Source organism: Cellulomonas sp. PhB150 (assembly GCF_003755175.1).
Classification (GTDB): Bacteria; Actinomycetota; Actinomycetes; order Actinomycetales; family Cellulomonadaceae; genus Cellulomonas.
Genome location: NZ_RKHX01000004.1, coordinates 293,717 through 317,003 on the forward strand (window position 1 = coordinate 293,717; position 23,287 = coordinate 317,003).

General features: G+C 73.5%; 22 protein-coding genes. 7 read left to right on the top strand and 15 right to left on the bottom strand.

Annotated features, from left to right (window positions below; all coding sequences use genetic code 11):
• Nucleotides 1-6 precede the first annotated feature (6 nt).
• The 4 genes from EDF34_RS14435 to EDF34_RS14450 all read right to left on the bottom strand — a co-directional run bounded on the left by EDF34_RS14435 (nt 7) and on the right by EDF34_RS14450 (nt 3,646).
• Nucleotides 7-396 (bottom strand): DUF779 domain-containing protein, encoded by a 390-nt coding sequence (locus tag EDF34_RS14435; RefSeq protein WP_123372193.1) that lies wholly within the window; start codon nt 394-396, stop codon nt 7-9.
• Nucleotides 397-521: 125 nt separating this feature from the next.
• Entirely contained in the window at nt 522-2,045 is a 1,524-nt protein-coding gene (locus EDF34_RS14440; protein WP_123372194.1) for an aldehyde dehydrogenase family protein, read from the bottom strand.
• Between the two features lie 120 nt (nt 2,046-2,165).
• The gene (locus EDF34_RS14445; RefSeq protein ID WP_148076647.1) at nt 2,166-2,354 is read right to left on the bottom strand and encodes a hypothetical protein; all 189 of its coding nucleotides are present in this window, start codon (nt 2,352-2,354) and stop codon (nt 2,166-2,168) included.
• Between the two features lie 50 nt (nt 2,355-2,404).
• Nucleotides 2,405-3,646 (bottom strand): helix-turn-helix domain-containing protein, encoded by a 1,242-nt coding sequence (locus EDF34_RS14450; protein WP_123372196.1) that lies wholly within the window; start codon nt 3,644-3,646, stop codon nt 2,405-2,407.
• Between the two features lie 156 nt (nt 3,647-3,802).
• On the opposite strand from EDF34_RS14450, the gene EDF34_RS14455 reads away from it, so the two are divergent.
• Nucleotides 3,803-4,408, top strand: coding sequence for a TetR/AcrR family transcriptional regulator (locus tag EDF34_RS14455; protein WP_123372197.1), 606 nt, complete (start codon nt 3,803-3,805; stop codon nt 4,406-4,408).
• Between the two features lies 1 nt (nt 4,409).
• On the top strand, nt 4,410-5,546 hold the full coding sequence (locus tag EDF34_RS14460) for a methyltransferase (RefSeq protein ID WP_123372198.1): 1,137 nt from the start codon (nt 4,410-4,412) through the stop codon (nt 5,544-5,546).
• A gap of 84 nt (nt 5,547-5,630) precedes the next feature.
• On the opposite strand, the gene EDF34_RS14465 is transcribed toward EDF34_RS14460, so the two are convergent.
• The 3 genes from EDF34_RS14465 to EDF34_RS14475 all read right to left on the bottom strand — a co-directional run bounded on the left by EDF34_RS14465 (nt 5,631) and on the right by EDF34_RS14475 (nt 8,721).
• Complete coding sequence (locus tag EDF34_RS14465) at nt 5,631-6,644, bottom strand: 1-acyl-sn-glycerol-3-phosphate acyltransferase (protein WP_233575402.1); 1,014 nt, start codon at nt 6,642-6,644, stop codon at nt 5,631-5,633.
• A gap of 32 nt (nt 6,645-6,676) precedes the next feature.
• Nucleotides 6,677-7,495 carry a patatin-like phospholipase family protein gene (locus tag EDF34_RS14470; protein ID WP_123372200.1) on the bottom strand — a complete coding sequence of 273 codons (819 nt, stop codon included), beginning with the start codon at nt 7,493-7,495 and terminating at the stop codon, nt 6,677-6,679.
• 77 nt (nt 7,496-7,572) lie between these two features.
• On the bottom strand, nt 7,573-8,721 hold the full coding sequence (locus tag EDF34_RS14475; RefSeq protein WP_123372201.1) for an acyltransferase: 1,149 nt from the start codon (nt 8,719-8,721) through the stop codon (nt 7,573-7,575).
• A gap of 137 nt (nt 8,722-8,858) precedes the next feature.
• On the opposite strand from EDF34_RS14475, the gene EDF34_RS14480 reads away from it, so the two are divergent.
• Nucleotides 8,859-10,697: an NHL domain-containing thioredoxin family protein gene (locus EDF34_RS14480; RefSeq protein WP_123372202.1), complete on the top strand. Its 1,839-nt coding sequence runs from the start codon at nt 8,859-8,861 to the stop codon at nt 10,695-10,697.
• A 2-nt stretch (nt 10,698-10,699) separates the two neighbouring features.
• Here EDF34_RS14480 and EDF34_RS14485 read toward each other — a convergent pair whose 3' ends face one another.
• Nucleotides 10,700-12,118, bottom strand: coding sequence for a diguanylate cyclase (locus tag EDF34_RS14485; RefSeq protein ID WP_123372203.1), 1,419 nt, complete (start codon nt 12,116-12,118; stop codon nt 10,700-10,702).
• 81 nt (nt 12,119-12,199) lie between these two features.
• A complete protein-coding gene (locus EDF34_RS14490) occupies nt 12,200-12,874 on the bottom strand; it encodes a heme oxygenase (biliverdin-producing) (RefSeq protein ID WP_233575403.1) in 675 nt (224 codons plus the stop codon).
• Nucleotides 12,875-13,044: 170 nt separating this feature from the next.
• On the opposite strand from EDF34_RS14490, the gene EDF34_RS14495 reads away from it, so the two are divergent.
• The 4 genes from EDF34_RS14495 to EDF34_RS14510 all read left to right on the top strand — a co-directional run bounded on the left by EDF34_RS14495 (nt 13,045) and on the right by EDF34_RS14510 (nt 15,927).
• Nucleotides 13,045-13,881, top strand: a complete 837-nt coding sequence (locus tag EDF34_RS14495) for a DUF4397 domain-containing protein (RefSeq protein WP_123372204.1) — start codon at nt 13,045-13,047, stop codon at nt 13,879-13,881.
• 2 nt (nt 13,882-13,883) lie between these two features.
• A complete protein-coding gene (locus EDF34_RS14500; protein WP_123372205.1) occupies nt 13,884-14,537 on the top strand; it encodes a class F sortase in 654 nt (217 codons plus the stop codon).
• Between the two features lie 129 nt (nt 14,538-14,666).
• On the top strand, nt 14,667-15,218 hold the full coding sequence (locus tag EDF34_RS14505) for an RNA polymerase sigma factor (protein ID WP_233575415.1): 552 nt from the start codon (nt 14,667-14,669) through the stop codon (nt 15,216-15,218).
• A complete protein-coding gene (locus tag EDF34_RS14510; RefSeq protein WP_123372206.1) occupies nt 15,202-15,927 on the top strand; it encodes an anti-sigma factor in 726 nt (241 codons plus the stop codon). The genes EDF34_RS14505 and EDF34_RS14510 overlap by 17 nt, the downstream gene beginning before the upstream one ends.
• Before the next feature lie 25 nt (nt 15,928-15,952).
• Here the strand turns inward: EDF34_RS14510 and EDF34_RS14515 are convergent, their stop codons facing one another.
• The 6 genes from EDF34_RS14515 to EDF34_RS14540 all read right to left on the bottom strand — a co-directional run bounded on the left by EDF34_RS14515 (nt 15,953) and on the right by EDF34_RS14540 (nt 23,193).
• Nucleotides 15,953-16,189 (bottom strand): DUF6458 family protein, encoded by a 237-nt coding sequence (locus EDF34_RS14515; RefSeq protein ID WP_123372207.1) that lies wholly within the window; start codon nt 16,187-16,189, stop codon nt 15,953-15,955.
• 108 nt (nt 16,190-16,297) lie between these two features.
• A complete protein-coding gene (locus EDF34_RS14520) occupies nt 16,298-18,379 on the bottom strand; it encodes an alpha/beta fold hydrolase (RefSeq protein WP_123372208.1) in 2,082 nt (693 codons plus the stop codon).
• A 45-nt stretch (nt 18,380-18,424) separates the two neighbouring features.
• On the bottom strand, nt 18,425-19,363 hold the full coding sequence (locus EDF34_RS14525; protein ID WP_148076648.1) for a hypothetical protein: 939 nt from the start codon (nt 19,361-19,363) through the stop codon (nt 18,425-18,427).
• 343 nt (nt 19,364-19,706) lie between these two features.
• Nucleotides 19,707-21,797: a cytochrome c oxidase assembly protein gene (locus EDF34_RS14530; RefSeq protein ID WP_370450080.1), complete on the bottom strand. Its 2,091-nt coding sequence runs from the start codon at nt 21,795-21,797 to the stop codon at nt 19,707-19,709.
• Nucleotides 21,794-22,465 (bottom strand): copper resistance CopC family protein, encoded by a 672-nt coding sequence (locus tag EDF34_RS14535; protein ID WP_148076649.1) that lies wholly within the window; start codon nt 22,463-22,465, stop codon nt 21,794-21,796. The genes EDF34_RS14530 and EDF34_RS14535 overlap by 4 nt, the downstream gene beginning before the upstream one ends.
• Nucleotides 22,466-22,485: 20 nt before the next feature.
• Nucleotides 22,486-23,193: a YcnI family protein gene (locus EDF34_RS14540; RefSeq protein ID WP_123372211.1), complete on the bottom strand. Its 708-nt coding sequence runs from the start codon at nt 23,191-23,193 to the stop codon at nt 22,486-22,488.
• Between the last annotated feature and the right edge of the window lie 94 nt (nt 23,194-23,287).

A 23,287-nucleotide genomic window follows, 5' to 3' on the forward strand; every position in this document is an offset into this window, starting at 1 on the left:
TCCCGGCTAGACGACGCCCGCGGTGTGCAGCTCGCCGTACTCGTCGTCGGTCAGCAGGCGCGACCGGATGAGGAAGCGCACGCCCTCGGGGGCCTCGAGCGAGAACCCCGCACCGCGACCCTTCACGACGTCGATCGTCAGGTGCGTGTGCTTCCAGTACTCGTACTGCGCCTTGGTCATCCACACCGGCACGACCACCCCGTCGCCGAGGTCCAGGTCGCCGAGGTGCTCGTCGACGTCGCCCGTGAAGAACTCGCCGACGGGGAAGCACATGGGCGACGAGCCGTCGCAGCAGCCGCCCGACTGGTGGAACATCAGCTCGCCGTGCTGCTCGCGCAGCTGCCGCAGCAGCGTGGCGGCCGCCTCGGTGACGGCGACCCTCTCGGGGATTCCCATCGCGCTCCCTTCCTGGCCCCACCTAGCCGCACTTGTGACGGGTGTCATCCCCTGAGGCCCCGCGGAGCCTCAGGAGCGCACTCCCGTCACAAGTGCGGCTAGATCGGGCTGGTGGTCCGGCTCGGTCAGAAGAAGCCGAGCTTGGTGCCCGAGTAGCTGACCAGGAGGTTCTTGGTCTGCTGGTAGTGGTCGAGCATCATCTTGTGGTTCTCGCGGCCGACGCCCGAGCCCTTGTAGCCCCCGAACGCCGCCGCCGCCGGGTACGCGTGGTAGCAGTTCGTCCACACCCGACCGGCCTCGATGTCACGGCCCGCGCGGTAGGCGATCTCGCCCTCGCGGGACCACACGCCGGCGCCCAGCCCGTAGAGGGTGTCGTTGGCCGTGTGGATGGCGTCGGAGTAGTCGGCGAAGCTCGTGACCGCGACGACCGGCCCGAAGATCTCCTCCTGGAAGATCCGCATCGAGTTCTTGCCCTCGAAGATCGTCGGCTGCACGTAGTAGCCCTCGGCGAGGTCCCCCTCGAGCACGTTGCGCGAGCCGCCGGTCAGCACCTTGGCACCCTCGGCCCGGCCGATGTCCAGGTAGGACAGGATCTTCTCGAGCTGGTCGTTGGACGCCTGGGCGCCGATCATCGTCTCGGTGTCGAGCGGGTTGCCCTGCGTGATCGCCTCGACGCGCGCGATCGCGTCGCCGATGAAGCCGTCGTAGATCGACTCCTGGATGAGCGCGCGCGACGGGCACGTGCAGACCTCGCCCTGGTTGAGGGCGAACATCGCGAAGCCCTCGAGCGCCTTGTCGTAGAACGCGTCCTTCTCCCGGGCGACGTCCTCGAAGAAGATGTTCGGGCTCTTGCCGCCCAGCTCGAGCGTGACCGGGATGATGTTCTGCGACGCGTACTGCATGATCAGGCGGCCCGTGGTCGTCTCGCCGGTGAAGGCGATCTTGCGGATGCGCGGCGACGAGGCCAGCGGCTTGCCCGCCTCGACCCCGAACCCGTTGACGACGTTGATGACGCCCGGGGGGAGCAGGTCGGCGATGAGCTCCATGAGCAGCAGGATCGAGACCGGCGTCTGCTCGGCGGGCTTGAGCACCACGCAGTTGCCGGCCGCGAGGGCGGGCGCGAGCTTCCAGGTGGCCATGAGGATCGGGAAGTTCCAGGGGATGATCTGCCCGACGACGCCCAGCGGCTCGTGGAAGTGGTAGGCGATCGTGTCGCCGTCGATCTCCGAGATCGAGCCCTCCTGCGCGCGGATCGCACCCGCGAAGTAGCGGAAGTGGTCGATCGCGAGGGGCATGTCCGCGGCGAGCGTCTCCCGCACCGGCTTGCCGTTCTCCCACGTCTCGGCCACCGCGAGCATCTCGAGGTTCTGCTCCATGCGGTCCGCGATCTTGTTCAGGACCAGGGCCCGCTCGGTCGCGGACGTCTTGCCCCACGCGCGGGCCGCGCCGTGCGCCGCGTCGAGCGCGCGCTCGATGTCGTCGGCGTCGCCGCGGGCGACCTCGCAGAACGTCTTGCCGTTCACGGGTGACGGGTTCTCGAAGTACCGGCCCGCCGCGGGAGCGACGTACTCGCCGCCGATCCAGTGGTCGTAGCGGTCACGGTAGGTAGCGGGGCTGCCGGGCTGTCCCGGTGCTGCGTAGACGGTCATCGCGCCTCCTGGCAGGTCATCCGGACGACGAGGCGTCCGGGGCGCGGCACCTTTGCCGCGATCCTGCTGCACGGTAGGTCGCGGCACGTTGCACGACCGTTGCACACCTGCCGGGGCTGCCTACCGCTCCGCGCGGCGGCGCCGGAAGTCGTCCGCGATCTGCTGCGCCTGGGCGCTGACCACGCGCCGGTAGCCGTCGTACAGGCGGGCCGTGCGCCCCGAGTCGGGGTCCTCCTCGTGGGCCGTCAACCACGCCCGGCGCGCTGCGCGGACATCGTCGTCGGTGAGATGGACATGTGACTCGGTCATCTGTCCAGCGTGCGCGAGGCCCGCGATCATCGCAGTCCGGCACCCGAAGTTCACTCGTGCGGGTGACGGCGGCCGATCTCGCGGTCCAGGCGGGCGAGCTGCGCGTGCGCGTGCAGGTGGTGTGCCGAGCCGGGCACGCTCGACGAGGCGAGGGCGGCCCAGGCGGCCCAGTCGTCGGCGCCCTCGTCGGACGCCGCCCACCGTGCGAGCAGCTGCGGGTCGCGCGACGCGAGCACCGCGGCACGCAGCTCGTCGGCCAGCCGGGTGCGCACCTTCTCGACCCCCGGCGCGACGGACCGCGGCAGCACCGGCCCGGCGTACGCGGCCAGGGCCTGCGCCGTGTCACCGACGGCCAGTGCGGCGCGGACGACGTCGACGTCGGTGCGGACCGCGCGCGTCAGCCGGTAGGGCCTCGACTCGCTGAGCAGCGGCCCGACGAGCCGGCGCAGCCGGGACACCTCCGCGCGGACCGTCACGTCGGACAGCTCCGCGTCGGACAGCAGCACGGCGAGCTGGTCGCCCGTGAGGCCGGCGGGGTGCTCCGCGAGCAGGAGCAAGATCTCCGCGTGCCGTCCCCCGAGGCGGTGGGCGGAGACGTCGAGCGCCAGCGTCCCGCCCTGGCCGCCGAGGACACGCAGGGTGGGCACCGGCGGTCCGGCAGGGACCGCCGAGGTGCCCCCGACCGGCCGCGAGGCGATCGTCGCCTCGATGGCGGCGGCCGTCGCGCGCACCAGCTGCATCGCGAGCCCCGAGGCGACCACGGGGCCGCCGGTCACGTCGAGCACGCCGAGCACGTGGCCCGCGGAGTCGTGCACCGGGACGGCCGCGCAGTTCCACGGCTGGACCGGCCGCGCCCAGTGCTCGGTGCCGATGACCTGCACCTCCCGGTTGGTGGCCAGGGCCGTGCCGGGCGCGTTGGTGCCCGCGCAGTCCTCGCGCCACACCGCGCCCGCGACGAAGCCGGCGACCTCGACCTGGCGCCGCACGCGCGCGTCCCCCTCGACCCACAGCAGGCGACCGGTCTGGTCGGTGAGGGCCGCGACCCAACCGGGGTCCCGGTCGAGCAGGAGCTGGCGGACGACCGGCAGTGCGACCGACAGCGGGTGCTCGCGGCGCAGGCCCGCCAGGTCGTTCGCGCTGACGTCCACGGGCGGTGAGGACTGCTCGGGATCGACGCCGCTGCGGCGGCTGCGGCGCCACGAGTCGGCCACCACGCGGCGCACGGACCGGCCGGGCGCCTGCCCGGTCGTGACGAACTCGTCGTGTGCCGCGCTCACGGTGGCGACGCTCATCGCACCTCCTGGCCGACGTCGTCGTCGGGACCTCTTCGAGTGTAGGGACGCGTGTCCAGTTCCGGCAGGGCGGCGGCAGGTGAAGGGCCTGTGCACATCGCACGGATCACCCCGCGGGCGGTGTGGTTTTCTGACGCGACGTGCGAGGATGTCACCATGCCCAAGATCATCGGCGGATCGCTGCACGAGCACCGTGAGCAGACCCGCCAGAAGCTCTTCGCGGCGCTGTCGACCCTCATGGCCGAGCAGGGCTTCGACGCCATCACCCTCGCCGAGATCGCACAGGCGGCCGGCGTCGGCCGCACGGCGGTCTACAACCACTTCCCGGACAAGGAAGCGCTGCTCGTCAGCTTCATCACCCACGAGACCGACCAGTACGCCGCGACGCTGCAGCGCGCGCTGGACGACATCGACGACCCGGTCGAGCAGCTGCGCACCTACGTCCGCCAGCAGACGCAGCTCAAGCGCGTCTACCACGTGGCCCCCGGGCCGGAGCTGCGCTCGGTGCTGTCCCGCAGCACGCAGCAGCGTGTCCGCGAGCACGTGGTGATCGTCGAGCAGGTGCTGCGCGAGATCCTCGCGGCCGGCATCTCGTCGGGCGCCTTCCCCGAGCAGGACCTCGACACGACGGTCCCGCTGGTCAACGCGTGCCTGTCCGGGCGCGGCGTGCCCGACGACGGCCCGGCCCGCGAGCGCGCGATCGCCCAGACCGAGGCGTTCGTGCTCCGCGCCGTCGGCGCGCCCGTGCTCGTCCCCGCCTGAGGTGCCCGCTCCCGCGTCCGGCCGCGGCCGGCGACCCTCCGGCGCGCGCCACCACGGCCGACCCACCCCCACCCGCCGTGGTGCGGCCCGCGACGACCAGCCCCGCGAGACCCCCATCGAGGTCACGTTCCTGCCCGGCCTGGGCGACGTGCTGGCCGACGAGATCGCCGAGGTGCTGCACCCGCGCCGCCCAGCCGCCCCGGTGGCCGGCCGCGACGACGCCCTCGCGGTCGCGGTCAGCACCCCCCTGGCCCACACCCGGCGCCTGACCACGGCGGTCGCCGTCTTCCTCGTCCTGCACTTCGACGTTCCCCGGCCCAAGTCGCTGACCAGCGGCGACCACCTCGCCCGGATCGTCGAGGCCATGTACGCCTCGCTGCGCGTCGCCGGCTCGTCAACCTTCCGCTTCGAGGCGGCGGGCAGCGACTCCTCGGTGTTCGCGCGGCTGGCCTCCGAGCTCAACGCCGCGACCGGGCTGAAGTACGACGAGAAGGACGGCGAGCTCGTCGTCCGCGTCCGCCGCGGCCCGGCCCGCGGCGAGGGCGACCCCGGCTGGGACGTGCTGGTCCGCGTCGGCAACCGCCCCCTGTCCGCCCGCCCCTGGCGCGAGGCCGACTACCCGGGCGCCGCGAACGCCACGATCGCCGCGGCCATGACCCGGATCGCCGGCGTCGTCCCCGAGGACCGCGTCGTCAACCTCATGTGCGGCTCGGGCACGCTGCTGATCGAGCGCCTGCTGGCCGGCCCCGCGGCGGCGGCCGTCGGCATCGACGACTCGAACGACGCGATCGCCGCCGCCGTCGAGAACCTCGCGGCCGCGAAGCTGACCCGCGCGGCGACGCTGATCACCGCCGACATCCGCGACCCGCAGCTCGAGGGCGGCTACGACCTGCTGCTCGCCGACCCCCCGTGGGGCACGCTGCACGGCTCGCACGCGACCAACGCCGAGCTGCACGCCGACCTGCTGCGCTCGGCCCACCGCCTGGCCGCGCCCGGCGCGCGCCTGCTGGTGCTCACGCACGAGATCAAGCTCATGGACCGCTGCCTGCGCGAGACGGACCAGTGGCAGCTCCGCGAGGTCACCCGCGTCTTCGCCAAGGGCCACCACCCGCGCATCTACGTGCTCGACCGGGTCTGACGCCCGCTCGCGGGCCTGTGTTCAGCGTTGGTCACGCATGGCGGCATGAACGCTGAACACAGCCGCTGATCGAGCGCGGTCCGCTCAGCCGACGTCGCTCGACAGGCCAACCGGGTCGTTGGCCGCGATCCACTGGTCCGTGCGCAGCCACGACGCGAACAGCCAGTCCTCCTGCGCCGCACGGTCGCGCGGCACGTCGGCCGGGTCCACCGACCAGCCCTTCATGATGATCCGCTTGTCCATGGGCAGCTCGCGCCAGATGTCGCGCGTCGTCACGAGCCGGTCGAGGCCGGTGTGCGCGACGAACACCACGCCGGCGTCCGGTGCGGCTTCCAGCGCGGAGAGCAGGCCGCCCGCGTGGGGCGCCATGACGTTGACCATCTGCTCGGCCTGCAGGGCGAGGTCGTCGCGGCCGCGGGCCCGCAGCGCCTCGATCCGGGCGGTCCGGCGCCGCGGCGTGACGTTGCCGCCCTCGGGGAAGATGAGCAGCGCGCTGCGGTCGTCGAGCAGCTCGGCCAGGTCGCCGACGGCCGACGCGAGGCCGGGTGCGCCCGTGCGGCGCGCGGAGTGCGGCGTGACGAACTGGGTGGGCAGGCGGTTGAGCAGGATGTCGATCGCCGGGTCCCACTGCAGCGTGTCCTTGAGGACGATGAGCGGCTCGCGGTCGAACCAGTTGAGCAGCGCGTGGACCAGGATGAACGAGTCACCGGGTCCGGCGTGCCGGCTCGCGACGATGATCGGGCGGCCGGTCAGCACGGCACCCACGTCGGCGTCCTGCACGTCGATGGTCAGGCGCAGCGTCCAGCGGATCTGCCAGAACAGCACCTGCAGCATCCGGCCCGCGAAGACGTAGTGGGCCCGCTGGAAGCGCGGCCGGTGGATCGCCCAGCCGAACCCGGACGCGACCCACAGCGCGAACGCGACGATGATGACGACCGCGTCCCAGAACAGGTAGAACGTCGCCATCCACAGGATGCGCGTGACCCGGAGCTTCCCGGGCAGCAGCCACGTGATCACGCCGCCGACGAGCACGACGAGCACCGCCCCGACGGGGAGCCACACGAGCGCGACGGCGACGAGCAGCGGAGCGAGCAGCACACGCCGCACCCAGCGGGGCGGCAGGCGCCAAGTCACTGCTCGGCCAGGTAGCGCGCGCTCGCCTCGTAGGCGGCGTCGATGCGCGCCCGCGTCGCGTCGAGCTTGCGGTACGACGTGAGCTTCTCGTCGCCCGGCTTCGCGCCGCCGCTCGGCAGCACGTGCACGCTGACGCCCTCGGGGACCATGTCGATCTCCCGGGAGAACCGGTGCCGGCGCGCGATCTCGAAGCTCACGCGCGCCACGTCCGACGGCTTGTCGGGCACCACGAGCGACTCCTCGATCCGGCCGACCTGCAGCACGTACACCCGGGTGGCACCGCGCCGGATCGCCTCGCCGAGCGGGATGGAGTTGACGATCCCCCCGTCGACGAAGTGCTCGCCGTCGATCTCGGTGGCGGGCAGGATGCCGGGCACCGACGAGGACGCGAGCACCGCGGGGATCAGCGGCCCGGAGTCGAACCAGCGTTCGGCGGCGCGCTCGATGCTGGCTGCGGTGACGGCCAGCGGCACCTGCAGCCCTTCGAACGTCGGGTCCTCGCCGAGCATGTCGACGAGCAGCGCGCGCAGCGGCGCGGGGTCGTTCAGGTGCGTGCGCGACCTCGCGAGCCGGCGCAGCTGCTTGGGCCAGGAGTCGCCGTAGATCGCGGCGGCCGCGGGCGAGGCCCAGGCCTCGACGAGCCGGTCGACCACGGCGATCGTGGGGTCGTGCGCCACGGCCGCGCCGTTGATCGCGCCGATGGACGTCCCGACGATCGTGTCCGGCACGATCCCCGCCTCGAACAGGGCGCGCAGCATGCCGACCTGCACGGCGCCGCGCACCCCTCCGCCGCCCAGCACGAGTCCGATGGTCACCCCCGGATCGTGGCACACCGGGATGGGTCGTGTGATGAGGTGGGCTGCGTCGACGTCCTCGTCGTCGGCCTTCTGGTCTACGCCGCTGCCTTCGTCGCGTCCTTCTCGCTCTGACGGGCAGCGATCGCCCGCTTGAGCACGGGGGCCAGGGGCCGCTCCACGAGGCGGTGCACGAGCCACGCCAGGCACAGCATCCCGACGATCGTCAGCGTGAGCGTCACGTGCGGGTCCACCCCGCGACGCGAGAGCGAGGTGATGACGAACCAGCCCAGGTGCTCGTGCACGAGGTAGAAGGGGTAGGTCAGCAGCCCGGCGGTGGTCAGCCACCGCCACCTCGCCCAGCGCAGCCAGCCCAGCGCGACCGCCGCGACCGCCAGGTAGGAGGCCGCGACCACCGCGATGATCACCACCGGCGAGCGCTGGATGTACATGTCCGTGCCGGGGTGCCACAGGTCCGCGACCACGCGCCGCTGCCCGAGCGCGAAGCTCACCGCCACCAGCGCCCACAGGCCAGGCGTGCTGCCGAACCGGTGGACGAGGTAGAGCGCCATGCCGCCGACGAAGAACGGCGCGTGGTCCGGCATCAGGAGCTCGTCGAGCAGCGGCGAGTCGATCGCGGTGACGAGCAGCGACGCGGCCAGCCACACCCACGCGAACCGCACGACGCGCTCCCGGCTCGCACCCGCGCCGCGCAGCACGGCGATCGCGAACAGCACGTAGAACCACGCCTCGACCCACAGCGTCCAGTCCACGCCGAGGATGCGTGGCGCCCCCGCAGGCACCTGGAGCAGGGTCAGGTTGACGAGGACGTCGTCGGGCCGGGGTGTCCCCGCGACCTTCGGGAAGGCGACCATCGCGACGACGAGGAGGCCCAGCGCCGCCCAGTAGGCCGGGAACACCCGCGCGACGCGAGACGCCGCGAAGGCACGCACCGTGCGCCCCCAGCCGCTCATGCAGATGACGAACCCGCTGATGATGAAGAAGAGCTGTACGCCGATCGGCCCGTAGACCGCGACCGAGGAGATCCGCGGGAACAGGTCGGCCGGGTCCGCGCCCCAGCGGCGCGTCATGTCCGAGCGCGCGGTGTAGTGGTAGAGGCAGACCGCCAGCGCGGCCAGCAGCCGGAGCCCGTCGAGCGCGCGCAGCCGGGTGCCCCGCGCGGGGGCGCCATGCGCCGGGAGGTCACCCGCCGGTCCGGCGACCGGCGCGAGGGCTGTCTGGGTCATCCGGCGGAGTCTGGCAGCGCCGGGCGAGCAGCCGGTGAACAGCGGTCCGCGGTCCGGTGAACGTGGGCGTCGTCGGACCGGTCGTGCTTGAGCCTCCCGCGGGATGACCACGTCACGATCTCGTGTTGACTGAGCACGTGACTGCTCCAACCGCTCGTCTCCCCCGCGTCCGTGCGTCCGAGCTCGTCGGGCGCGGGTGGTTGAACACCGGTGGCCGCGACGTCACCCTCGCGGACCTGCGCGGCAAGATCGTCGTCCTCGACTTCTGGACCTTCTGCTGCATCAACTGCCTGCACGTCCTGGACGAGCTGCGTGAGCTGGAGGAGGCGCACCGCGACGTCCTGGTGATCGTCGGCGTGCACTCGCCGAAGTTCGTGCACGAGGCCGATCCCGTCGCGCTGGCCGCCGCCGTCGAGCGGTACGGCGTCCACCACCCGGTGCTCGACGACCCGGACCTCGTCACCTGGTCCGCGTACACGGCACGCGCCTGGCCCACGCTGGTGGTCATCGACCCCGAGGGCTACGTCGTCGCGCAGATGGCGGGCGAGGGGCACCGGCGCAACGTCGAGATCCTGGTCGACGAGCTGGTCGCCGAGCACGAGGCGAAGGGCACGCTGCACCGCGGCTCGGGCCCCTACGTCCCGCCCGAGCCGACGTCCGGCACGCTGCGCTTCCCCGCGAAGGCGATCGCCCTGCCGAACGGCAACCTGCTGGTCGCCGACGCGGGCCACCACTCGCTCGCCGAGCTGGCCGCGGACGCCGAGACGCTGGTCCGACGCATCGGCTCGGGCGAGCGCGGCCTGGTCGACGGCGGGCCGGGCGAGGCACGCTTCAACGAGCCGAACGGCCTCTGCCTCGTGCCCGACGAGCTGCGCGGCGCGCTCGGGTACGACGTGCTCGTCGCCGACACCGTGAACCACGCGCTGCGTGGGGTGCGGCTGTCCGACGGCATGGTGACCACGGTCGCCGGCACGGGCGAGCAGTACATGGTCGGCGCGGCGGACAACGTCGTCAGCGACGGCGCCCGCGGGCAGAAGCTGTCGTCCCCGTGGGACGTCGTGTGGTCGCAGGACCTGGCCGCCTTCCTGGTCGCGATGGCCGGCAACCACACGCTGTGGACGTTCGACGCCGTGGCCGGGACGACGACTCACGTCGCCGGCACGATGAACGAGGGTCTTCTCGACGGCCCTGGCCCGGACGCGTGGTTCGCGCAGCCCTCCGGGCTGGCCGTCGCCCCGGACGGCCGGATCTGGTTCGCCGACTCCGAGACGTCGTCGCTGCGCTGGGTCGAGCCCTCTCCGCTGACGATCCGCACCGCGGTCGGCGAGGGCCTGTTCGACTTCGGCCACCGCGACGGCCCCGCGTCGGAGGCGCGCTTCCAGCACCCGCTGGGCGTGGCCGTGCTGCCTGACGGCTCGGTCGCGGTCGCGGACACCTACAACGGCGCCGTCCGCCGCTACGCCGACGGGGAGGTCACGACGATCGCCTCGGGGCTGGCCGAGCCGAGCGGCTTCGTCGTGCTGCCCGACGGCCTGCTCGTCGTCGAGTCCGCCGCCCACCGGGTCACGCGCATCCCGATCGCCGCGGGCGAGCACGTCGACGGCGGCACGCACCGCACGCAGCGCCCGGTCACCGACATCGCTCCCGGGGAGGTCGCGCTCGACGTCGTCTTCACACCGGCCACGGGCCAGAAGTACGACGACCGCTACGGGCCGTCGACCCGCCTGCAGGTCTCGTCGACCCCGCCCGAGCTGCTCCTCGACGGCGCCGGCGACGACGTCCCGCTGACCCGGACCCTGCGTCTCAACCCGGCGGTCGCCGAGGGCGTCCTGCACGTCACGGCGCACGCGGCGAGCTGCGACGACGACCCGGCGATCGAGTACCCGGCCTGCCACCTCAACGCCCAGGACTGGGGCGTCCCCGTCCGGCTGGTCCCGGGCGCCGCGGCGGTCCTCTCCCTACCGCTGCACGGCTGACGTCAGCTCGCGCCCATCACCGCGACGGCGGTGAGCGCGTCGAGCGCGGACTTCACCACACCACCCTCGGCGGCGGTGGACGAGACGCCGATCTCCACGAGCCACGGCCCGTGCTCGAGGGTCGTCGTCGACTGGTCGCGCTCGAGGTCGGACGGGCTGCCGCCGCGCGCGATCGCGGAGCTCTCCTCGCCACGCTTCATCAGCACGGCCCACGCCGAGCCGCCCATCGTCTCGGTCACGGCGGCCGCGAGCGCGCACAGCCGCGGCACGACGCCGGACTGGGCGGCGGCGATCGCGGCCGAGCCGACGACCACGACGCGCTCGGCGGTCACCGCAGGGTCGGCGGTCGGCGTCGCGACCTTGAGCCGGCGGGCGCGCGCCCGCTTGGCCCGGTACTGCTCGACGTCGGCGCGGCGGAAGAGCTGGCGCGCCGAGACGGGGCCGGACACCGCCGTCGAGGCGAGGCCGTAGGAGATCGCGGCACCGTGGGGCAGGGGGTACATCGCGAGCGTCGTCGCCATGGTCTCGGCGACCTCCGACCGCTTGCGTCCTACGGTCACGAGGGCGAACTCGTCGCCGCCGATGCGTGCCGCGGTCGTGCCCGGGAGGGCGTCGGCGACCCGGCGCAGCACGTCGCCGACGGTGCGCAGCAGGTCGTCGCCCGCGTCGTGGCCCATCTGGTCGTTGACGCGCTTGAGCCCGTCGACGTCGCACATGACGATGCACGTCTCGTCGCCGGACTCGAGCGCGGACTCGGCCACGGAGTCCGCCACGCGGCGGTTGGCGAGGCCGGTCAGCGGGTCGTCGGCCACGAGGTGGCGGACCTGGTCCTCGAGGTCGACACGGGCCACGGCGCCGGCGGCCAGCGCGGCGAGGACCTCGGCGCGCGCCACGTCGTCGACCGTGAACAGGCCTTCGCCGACGGCCTTGACGGCGTAGATCTGACCCCAGACGGCGCCGTTGACGATGATCGGCGCGGCGAGCGCGGAGCCCGCATCGACCTCGTTGAGGGTGGCGATCTCGACCGCGTCGCCGGCCTCCTCGTCGCCCTCGGCGACGGGCTGCCCCTCGATGTCGACGGCGTGCGCGACCCAGCTGGCCCGCTCGCTGATCAGGGCGCGCAGCGCGGGGCGGTCGTCGGCGCGGTACGACGAGCGCACCATCCACAGCAGCCGCGGGTCCGTCGGCTGCGGCGTGATGTCGAGGATCCGGCTCGTGTCCTGCTCGATCCGGCAGAACGCGACGCGGCGGGCGGCGAGCACCTCGACGCCCATCCGGGTCGTCGCCTGCTGCACGTCCTCGAGGGTGCGGCAGCGGTCCAGGCGGTGCGCGGCGAGGGCCAGTCCGCGTACGCCGACGAGGGCCGCGGCGGAACGTCGTCCCGCACGCGCGCCCGGCGAGGCGGCGCCGCGTCGTGTCACGGGGCCATCATCGTCCACCGCGGCCGTCCGCACGACACGATCGGGGGACCTTCCAGCTCACGTCACCCGTCCGCCCGCGCGTCAGCCTTGCGCGCGGGCCGCTCCGAGCTCCGCGAAGACGGCCTGGTTGAGGCGGAACGCGACGCGCGCCTCCTCGACGACGGCCTCGCGCTGCGCCTCGTCGAGCGGCAGCGCGTCGAGCCGCTCGCGGTAGACGTCCTTGAACGGCTTGAGCTTGTGGATCTCGGGGAAGTCGTAGAACGCGATGCCGTCCTGCTCGAAGCCGTAGTGGCGCTGCATCATCCGCTTGATGATCTGGCCGCCCGACAGGTCCCCGAGGTAGCGGGTGTAGGCGTGCGCGGCGTACAGCGACAGGTCGTCGCCGCAGGCCTCGAGGCGCTGCGCGTAGGCGAGCGTCGCCGGCAGGAAGGCGATCTCGTCGCGCCAGTCGGCGCCGAGCAGGTGGGCGAGGTCGGTCTCGATGGCCGGGACGCGGGTCAGCTCGTCGAAGACGAGGCCGCGGTCCGCGCCCGCCGCCACGAGCCGAGCACCGGCGGCCTCGAGCGCCGTGTAGACCGCGAGCTGCTGGACGGCGAGCGCGGCGTAGGCGTCCCGGTCCAGGTGGCCACCGAGGAGCTGCTCGACGAAGCCGCTGCTCTCCGCGCTCTCGTGCTCGGCGCGCGTGCCCTCGCGCAGGGCGAGAGACAGCGGGACAGCGGTGGCCTCGTCGGCCGGACGGACGGCGGTGGTGGTCACGAGCGCTCCTGAGACTTCTTGGTGACGATGTGTCAGGAAGCGTACGTCATGAAGGTAAGGCTTGCCTACATCGTCGCTCGATGGAGGCAACCGCTGCATCCGGATCGGCACCTGGGCCGGAAGGAGGGTCGTCAGTCGCCATCCCGGCACTGCTCCCGGAAGGACGCACCATGCGCTCTCGACTTCTCGCCGGCACCGCCGCCGCGGCTCTCGCACTCGCCGCAGTCGCCGTCACCGCCGGACCCGCTTCCGCTGCGGACGACGCCAAGCTCTCCGTCCTGCACGGCGTTCCTGGTCTCACCGTCGACGTCTGGGTCAACGGCAAGCTCACCCTGGACGACTTCAAGCCCGGCAAGCTCGCCGGCCCGCTCGACCTGCCCGCCGGCACGTACACGGTGGCCATCACCGCCGCGGACGCGAAGGACGACAGCGACCCGGCGATCGGCCCGGTCGACCTCAAGCTCGCGGCGGGCAAGAACTACACGGCCGTCGCCCACCTCGACGCTTCGGGCGACCCGACCGCGACCCTGTTCACCAACGACACCTCGACCACCAAGGCGGGCGAGGGCCGGATCACGGTCCGCCACGTCGCCGCCGCACCCGCGGTCGACGTGCTGGCCGGCAAGGACGCCGTCATCAGCGGCCTCGAGAACCCCGACGAGAAGGTGCTGGACCTGCCCGCCGGCACGGTCTCGGCGAGCGTCGTCGCGGCAGGCACGGCCGAGCCCGCCCTGCTGGGCCCGGCCGACGTCAAGGTCGCCGAGGGCACGAACACGATCCTGTACGCGTGGGGCGACGCCACCGCCGACCCCTCCACGCTGGCCCTGGCCACGCAGGTGATCGACGGTCTGCACGGCGACCCGAGCGGCGTCCAGGCCGGCGAGCTGGGCCTGGTCGCGGACTCGGGCTCGACCCCGGTCTGGCCCTACGCACTGGGTGCTCTCGCAGCGCTCGGCGTCGCAGGCTTCGCGATCGTCGGCCGTCGTCGCGCTGACGCGCAGCGCTGACCATGGCACGACGACACCACCGCACGGGCAGGGCGCTCCTCGGCGCCCTGCTCGTCGGGGTCCTTGCCGCGTGCTCCCCCAGCACGGCGCAGGAGCCCGACGCGGTGGTGTCGTCGGCGCCACCCGGACCGACGCCGAGCACGGCTCCCGCCGCCGTGCCCGACGTCCCGGTCCAGGACGCGACCGCACCGGCGGCTGACCCCGCAGCCCCGCCGGTGCGGCTCGCGGTCCCGAGCGTCGACATCGACATGACGGTCGTGCCCGTGGGCGTGGCCGACGACGGCTCGATGGAGCTGCCCCCCGATGCGACCGAGGTCGGCTGGTACCGCTTCGGGCCGGCGCCCGGTGCGGCCGCCGGCAACGCGCTGCTCGCGGCGCACGTCGACTCGCGACTCAGCGGGATCGGCCCGTTCGCGCAGCTGCGCGACGTGTCCGTCGGGGCGCGCGTCGTCGTGACCGCTGACGACGGCACGCAGCACCGGTACCGTGTGGCATCGGTCGAGAAGATCCCCAAGGACCGCGCCCCGCTCGACGCCTGGTTCGGGCGAGCTGGGGAGCCCCGGCTCGTCCTGGTGACGTGCGGGGGAGCATGGAACGCGAAGATCGGGCACTATGCGGACAACGTCGTCGTCACTGCCGATCCGATCGGTGGATGAGTCGTGCACGCGGTGGCCGTCCTGGTCCCGCCGGACGAGACCCGATCGATCGAGGAGGGCTGCGTGAGCGGGAAGGGCCCTGACCGGTCGGACGCTCCCCTGCGCGCAGTCCCGGACCACCCGCACCGCATCGACCCGGACGGCGAGGGCGTCGAGGAGCTCGGCGCCGCGTTCGCCGCGGGCGACGAGGACGCGATCCGCGAGGCCTACCGCCGCTGGTCCGCGCTCGTGCACACGATCGCCCTACGTTCGCTCGGCACCAGCGCCGACGCCGAGGAGGTGACGCAGCAGGTGTTCGTCGACGCGTGGCGCGGCCGGCACCGCTTCGACCCCACCCGCTCGCGACTGCCCGCCTGGCTCATCGGCATCACGCGGCACGCCGTCGCCGACGCCCACGAGCGCCGCGCCCGTGAGCGCCGGCTCGTGTCGGCGGCCGAGCCCCGCGCGGAGCACGTGGCGGCGGCCGACGACAGGGTCGTGGACAGCGTCGTCGTCGCCGACGAGCTCGCCCGGCTCGGCGACCCGCAGCGCACGATCCTGCGGCTCGCGTTCTACGAGGACCTCACGCACGACCAGATCGCGACCCGGCTGGACCTGCCGCTCGGCACCGTGAAGAGCCATGTGCGGCGTAGTCTCGCTCGGCTGCGCAACCGATGGGAGGTGGATGGTGCCGTTCGATGAGTTCCACGTGGACGACGACGTGCTCGCCCTCCTCGCCCTCGGTGAGGAGGCCGGCACCACGGCCGACCGTGCCCACGTGCAGGAGTGCGAGCTGTGCGGCGACGAGATCGCCGCGCTGGCCGACGTCGTCGGGCTGGCCCGCTCCGCCGACACCGAGCTCGTGACACCGGGTCCACAGGTGTGGGAGCGGATCGCGGCCGAGCTCGAGCTGGCGCCGGCCGCCGTCCCCGCGACCGCACCCGACCCGGTCGTCGTTCCCCTCGCCCCGCGCCGCCGCCCGCGCGCCTGGGCCTGGATCTCCGCCGCGGCGGCCGTCGGGATCATCATCGGCGGCGCCGGCGTGGGCTGGGCCCTGACGCGCGACGACCGCGCGCGGTCGGTCGTCGCGACCGCGACGCTCGACCCGCTGCCGGGCTGGTCCGCGCAGGGGAGCGCCAAGGTCGAGACGACGCGCGACGGCACCCGGGTGCTGGTCGTCGACGTCGACGAGAAGTCGGACCCCGACGGGTTCCGCGAGGTCTGGCTGCTGACCCCGGACGTCAAGGGGCTCGTGAGCGTCGGCACGCTCGACGGCTCGTCGGGCCGCTTCGACCTGCCGGCCGGCCTCGACCTGGACGAGTACTCGGTGGTGGACGTCTCGCAGGAGCCGTTCGACGGCAACCCGGCCCACTCGGGGGACTCGATCGTGCGGGGCGCCCTGCGCGCGTAGCGCGGACGCCCCGCCTCCGATCAGGTCAGACCTGCGGGCCGGCCGGCGGGGCGGGCGGCACCTCGCGGTGCTCGACGACCTCGCGGTGCGTGGTGTTGCTGCGCTGCGCGTTGAGCGCGATCGCCAGGATCAGCGCCAGGACCCCGGCACCCATGCAGATGTAGCCGATCACTTCGAGGTTCACGCCGTCGATCGCGTCCTTGACGCCGAACGACAGGATCGCGCCGATGACGATGAGGGCGATGCCACCACCGATGCCCATGCGGACTCCTTCGGGTCGGGCCGGCGCTGGGGGTCGCGCCGACTCAGACCCCCGAGCCTGGCGTGACTGGGCCGACCTCGCACCCGGAGCGGTCCGCCCGTCGCCCGATCAGCCCAGGATGTCGGGGTACGTCGCGTCGTTCCCGAGCACGTGCTGCGCGAGGAACGCACCGACCACCTGGTACCAGACGATCGCGTGCTGCGGGCTGAGCACCCAGTGGTTCTCGTCGGGGAAGTACAGGAACCGGTGCGCCGCGCGGCCGTCCTCGCCGGCAGGGCTGCCGGACGCGGAGAGCAGCTCGTACCAGAGGCGCAGCCCCTCGCCGATCGGGACGCGGTAGTCCTTGTCGCCGTGCACGACGAGCATCGGGGTGACGATCTTGTCGACGAAGCGGTGCGGCGAGTTCTCGAGCGCCATCTCGGCGGTCATCTCGCGCGCCCAGTAGAACGCGGCGTCGGTCGTCGGGCCGAACTGGTCGAGTGCCCACAGGCTCGCGTGCGTGACGATCGCGCGGAACCGGTCCGTGTGCCCGGCCACCCAGTTCGCCATGTAGCCGCCGAACGAGCCGCCCATCGCGGCCGTGCGGGTCTCGTCGATGTCGTCGCGCGCCTCGACCGCGTCGGTGATGGCGAGCAGGTCCGTGTACGGCGCGGCGCCCCACGCGCCCCAGCCCGCCTGGATCATGTCCTGGCCGTATCCGGTCGACAGCGCCGGGTCGGGCAGCAGCACCGCGTAGCCCTGGGCGACGAGCAGCCACGGGTTCCAGCGCCACGACCAGGCGTTCCACGAACCGAGCGGGCCGCCGTGGATCCACAGCAGCAGCGGGGCCTTGGCGGCGCCGCTCGCCCCGTCGGGCAGGGCGAGCCAGGCGCGCACGCGGCGGCCGTCCTCGGCGGTGGTCTCGACCTCGGTCAGCGTGCCGGGCAGCGCGGGGGTCTCGACCGGGCCGTGGAGCGCCGTCGTCTCGCCGCTGGCCAGGTCGATGCGGACCGGGTGCGCCGGCGCCTCGTAGGACGTGCGGATCGCGTAGGCGGTCGTGCCGTCGCGGGTCACCTGGACGTCGGTGAAGGTCGCGGCGTCGCTGGTCACGCGGGTGACCTCGTCGGCCGCGTCGGCCGCGTCGACTGCCAGGTCCACGCGGAACACCGGGCCCCGCCCGTCCTCGTCGGCCAGCACCAGCAGCCCGCTGCTGTCCGGCAGCCACACGGGCGAGTGCGGCCAGCGGTCCCAGCCGTCCGCGACGACTCGCGCGTCGCCGCCGGCGAGCGGCACGAGGCCCAGCCGGACGACGGGCGCCTCGAACGGGGTGGAGATCGTCTCGCGCGAGTAGGCGACCCACTGGCCGTCGGGGCTGACGGACGGGCTGCCGAGGTCGGCGCCGTCGTCGTCCACGAGGACCCGGCGCGTGCCGCTCGCGACGTCGATCGCGACGAGCTGCGAGCGCTGGTCGCCCTTCGCGCCCGGGACGGTCCAGCCCGCGACGATCGTCGTGCCGTCCGGGCTGATCGCGTACCCCTGCTCGACGAGCGCCGCGCGGGCGTCGCGCGTCGCGTCCGTGAGCTCGAGCCGCGGGTCCTGGGCGGCGGCCAGCGGGGCCGTCACCGACTGCGGCACGTCGGAGGTGAACAGGTGCGGCTGGGCCGGGCCGAGGTCGTGGTCCCAGTACCGGACGGGGTAGCCGTCGTGCAGGATCGCGGCGACCTTCTTGTCCTTGCGGGCCTTGCGGAGCTTCTCGTCGTGCTCGGCGTCGACCGCGGACGGCAGCACGTCGGACCCGACGACGACCGTCCCGGCATCCGCGGCGACCTTGACGCCACCCAGCCCGGCCGCGCGGTCGGCGACGACCCGCGCCTCGGCGCCGTCGGCCGGCAGCAGCCAGAGGGCGGGACCGGCCTCGTCGTCCTGCTCCTTCGCGTCCGGGTCGGGGCGGGAGCTGGTGAACAGCAGGTCGCCCGCCGGGGTGAACGCCGCGCTGGCCTCGCCCTTCGCGGACCTCGTCAGGCGCCTCGCGGGCCTCTCCCCGGCCGGGTCGACCTCCCACAGGGCGGTGACGTACTTCGTCGACTTCGCGTCGAGCGTGGCCACCGCGGTGACGAGCCGCGACCCGTCGGGCGACAGCTTCAGCCCGGAGACCCGGGGGATGGCGACGTAGGCATCGAGGTCATGGAACGGCGTGGCGGCATCAGTCACCCCCCCGTCCTATCACGCCCACCCCACCCACCCCTCCCCATTCACTCACCCGCCCCACCGGTTGGATGTGCACGCTTCCCGCCCCGGAACCGTGCCTATCCCACCGTTCGTCGCAACTGCGGGGTCGTTCAGCCGCCGAGCGGTGGATGACGCACGCTTCCCGGCGTTGATTCGTGCGTCAGCCACCGGTCGGCGGGCGGCGGATCGGTCGCGAGCGAGGTGGGCGCCGACCGTCGACGTCAAGGTCGTGCGGAAGTCGGCGCGGATGAAGCGGAGAAGATCAACCTCGCCGGTCGTGAGCAAGCGGTTCTGCCGCTCGCGGTCGCCGTAGAGCGCCTGCGGAGCATCGTGGATCTCCTTGCCGTCGACCTCGGCGAGCAGCCACCGCCCGCCTCGCAGCCGCCAGCCGAGGTCGCCCCGCGCGACGAAGCGACCGGCGGCATCGTTGATCTCCACCTGGAGCTCATCGGGAGGCATCCCGGCGTCGACGCACGTCAGCCGCGCCTCGGTCTCAAGGGGCGACTCCGAGCGCCCGTCGACGAGACCCCACCACGCGTCGACGCCCGCGGCCCCGCGTCGGCCTCGCAGCCGTGATCGCACACGCTCCAGTCGCCCGACGTCGATCAGCCGCCGGTTGAGGGCGCTGTCCACCACGGCGACCGCCTCGTTGCGAGGGAGCTCGGGGAGAGCCTGGACCAGCGCGTCGTCGATGGTCGCGATGACGCGCCCGCCCCAGCGAGTCGTGCCGAACCCGTCGAACCGTCGGACTCCCATCCCGTCTCGCGGCGCCAGGTGCCGACCAGCGGGAAGCGCCACCTGCGGTTGGAGTCGGATCGCGAGGCCCGCAACACCGTGGAGCACGAGTGCACACGCCCCCACCGCGATGGCCTCGGGCCCGTAGGCAAGCATCCCCAGCCAAGCCGCGCGGAGCCGGCGGTCGTCGGGGTGGCGTCGGCGCTCCGGGACACCCGTCACGTCGAACACGCCCCTGGTCGGCCTGCTCCACCGTCCAGAGGTGATGAGCCGTGCCCGCGTTCCGCGCAAGACACCGTGGGCGTCGCACTGCGCCACGGACACCAGCCCGGCCTGAGCCGTCGCCACGGCGAGAAGACCGGCAGGCACGACGATGACCCGAGACACCCGCTGATCACACCGAACATCGCATCTCCGCGACGTCCCTCATCCACAACCCTGCCGACGCCAAGCCCTCGAACGGTGGCTTGTGCACGCGTCAGCGCCCTGAGCCGAGCACAACCCACCGTTCGGCGGGGGGTGAGGGCGTGAGGGGGAGGGAGTGAGTGGGCGGTGGGGCGGGTGGGGTGGGGGGTTAGTTGTCGTTGAGGCGGGTGAGCATGGCGTTGTAGGCGTCCAGCTCCTCGTCGCCGTCGCGGTCCACCCGGCGGTCGCGGCGGCGGGCGGCGCGCTCGTCGTCGCGGGACCAGGCGACCGCGACGCCGATGGCCATCACCAGGGTCGGGATCTCGCCGATGCCCCAGGTGATCGCGCCACCGGCCTGCTGGTCGGCGATCGCGGAGTCCCCCCACGGGCGGCCCATGAGGCCGAACCAGTCGGCCACGAGCAGCGAGTCGCCGCCCACCAGGGTCACGCCGAAGAACGCGTGGAACGCCATCGTCGCGAACAGCAGGAGCAGCCGCTGCGGGTACGGCGGCCGCCGGGGGCCGGGGTCGATGCCGATCATCGCGTTGACGAACAGGTACCCGGCCAGCGAGAAGTGCACCACCATCGCGAGGTGCCCGACCGAGCTGCGCAGGGCCCACTCGAAGATGCCCGAGTAGTAGAAGACCAGCATCGAGCCGATGAAGTTCAGCGCCGCGACCAGGGGGTTCGCCAGGAAGCGGCCGACGTGGCTGTTGACCATGACGAGGATCCACTCGCGCGGCCCGCGGGAGGCGTCGCCGCGCAGGGTCGCGGACCGGTTCGGCAGCGCGCGCAGCGCCAGGGTCACCGGCGCGGACACCGCGAGGAACAGTGGGATGACCATCGCCAGCAGCATGTGCTGGAGCATGTGCGCGCTGAACAGCACGTGCCCGTACAGCGACGGCCCGCCGGACGTGACCCAGAAGAACAGCACCATGCCGAACGTCCACGACGCGGTGCGGGCCCACGACCACGAGTCGCCGCGGCGGCGCAGGCGCAGCACCCAGCGCCAGTAGACGACGAGGCCCGCGACGGCGGCCGACGCGAGGACGAGGTCCCAGCGCCACTCGGTGAACCAGCGCTCGAGGGTCGGCTCGGGCGGCAGCGCGTGACCGGTCAGGCGGTAGGCGGGCGTCGGATCGGCAGGCGGCACCTCGGCGACGGGGGGCGCGGTCGACGAGAGCGCGACGGCGACCCCGGAGACGGCTCCCATGACCGTGAGCTCGACCAGCACGAGTCGCCAGAACAGCGCGGTCCCCGCGCGCCCGGCCGACCCGCCGGCCAGCCGAGGGATGACCGCGCGGCGGTGCGCGAGCCCGAGCAGCCCGAGCACCCCGAACAATGCGATCTTGGCGAGCAGCAGGGCCCCGTACTTCGTGCCGAAGTCGGACCACGAGCTCAGCCGGATGACCCCGTTGACGGTGCCGGAGACCGCGACGGCGACGAAGCACCACGCCGCGATCGACGAGTAGCGCGAGACGGACGCGGACAGGTCGGTGCCGATCCGCCGCACGAGGAGCGCGAGCGCCGCGAGCGCCCCGATCCAGATGGCCGCCCCGACCAGGTGCAGCAGCATCGAGGACGTCGCCAGGTCGTGGCTCGCGGCGCCGGCCGCGTGCCCGAGCTGCGCCTGCTCCCACAGTGCGACGAGCGCGAGAGCGGCGGTCCAGGCGGCGCCCGTCGGGGTCGCGACGACGAGGGCGAGCGCGGTGACGACGGCCGCGACGGTGGTGATGAGCAGCAGCGTGCGGCCCAGCTCGATCTGCGTGACGAACAGTCCCAGCTCCTGCCCGAACGACGCGGAGTCGAGCGGTCGGCCCGCCACGGACGCGTACTTGAGCACGAGGTTGACCACGCACGCGAGCGTCCAGACACCCGCGGCCCAGCCCGCGACGAGCAGGCTGCGCGGGTACGCCCGGCCCTCCGCACGCGGGCCCCGGCCACGGTCCGACGAACCGGCGCGCGGCAGCACGCACACCGCGAGGACGAGCGCCCCGAGCGCGACCGACCCCGCGAGGTCGGTCAGCGTCGTGGCGATCGGCAGCCCCCACCGGACGGCCGCGCCGGGGTCGCGCAGCAGCTCGGGCAGGGCGGCGCCGGAGAACGCGACCGCGGCGAGCACGGCGGCCACGGCCGCGACGACCAGGGCGGCGACCCGCCAGGGCGACGCGGGCGACGCGGGCACGGCGACGCCCACCCCGCCGCTCCCGTCGGCGACGGGGCGGGCGGGGCGGGCGACGCTGCGGCGCGTGTCGGTCACGGGCGCTGGGCACCCCCGGGCGTCGAGGCGCGCCGACGACGGGCGCGCATCCAGCCCAGCAGCCCGAACATGATCCCGACGAGCAGGCCCGCGCCGACGACCAGCAACGCAGGCGACCCGCCGCCAGAGTCCCCCTCAGAGGAGTCCGAGGAGGAGGCCGAGGCGGAGGCCGACGACGAGGCCGACGACGACGGCGCCGCGACCGGCGCGTCCGAGGCCGTCGCCGACGGCGAGGCCGACTCCGACACCCCCGAGCCGGTCGTCGGCGTCTCGGACGGCACCGGCAGCGCGCCGGCCTCCGCCGTGAACCCGAACGTCCCCGACACCGCGTGCCCGTCCTGCGAGGTCACGCGCCAGGCGACGGTGTACGCCCCCGCGGGGAGGTCACCGCCGATCGCTTGGCTCACGGTGTTGTCGACGAGCTCGGCGTCGCCCGTGCTGACGACGGATCCGTCCGGCCCCTTCACCTCGATCACGGTGCCGAGCGCGACAGCGGGATCCTCGAACGTCAACGTCACGTGGTCCGGCACGGCCGTCACCGTGCTCCCGTCGGCGGGGTCCACGCTGACGAGCTCGTCGTGCGCCTGGGCCGCGGGTGCCGCGACGACCCCGAGGGCGAGCAGGAGCCCGACGAGAAGCCCGGCGGCTGGAGCAGTTCGACGACGCATGTGTCCCAGGATCCCCCACGTCACGGCTGAACCTGACGTCGGCGGCCCGTGACGAGGGCCACGACGAGGGCGGCCGCGCCCACGACGAGCCCGGCGACCCCGAACCACAGCCCCGCGTCCGAGGAGGACGACGAGGACGCGGACGACGCCGCGGCCGTGGGCGAGGCCGCCGCCTGGTGGTCGTCGCCCTCCGCGGCCGTGACCTTCAGCTCGGGTGCCGGGCTCTCCGGCTCCTCGGCCCCGGTGGTCGGCTCGTCCCAGTCCACGACCGTGCCGTCGGAGTAGGTCTGGTGCGCGGGCAGCAGCAGGTCCGTGCCGGCCGCCGGCAGCGGGCCGACCTGCAGCTCGAACTCCTGGAACTGACCGGCCCCGATCGCCGCGTCGGCCGACGCCGTGAACACGACGTGCAGGGGCGCCTCGGTGATCGTGGCCCCCTCGACGTCGACGGGCGCGGGCAGCTTCCCGGTCTGCACCTCGGCGGTCCAGCCGGGCACGGGGCGGGTGCCGACGTGGGACAGCGGCGTGTCGGTGGGCAGGTCGATGACGACCTTCGTGGTGGTCGCCGCGTCCTTCTCGTTCGGGACGCGGAAGGTCAGGACGGTCCACGCGCCGGCGGCGGTGGTCTCCGGGATGACCCGGACGTGGGCGGAGGCGGCGGTGGCCGGCAGGACGACGAGGCCGAGCCCGACGAGGGCTGCGGCGGCGGTCTGCAGGGGACGACGAGGCATGAGGGTTCCTTCACGATGGCTTCCGGCGGGCTCGTCAGGCGTTCGACGCCGACGAGCCGCCGGACGGGTGGCGGGCACAGACGAGGCGCCGCGC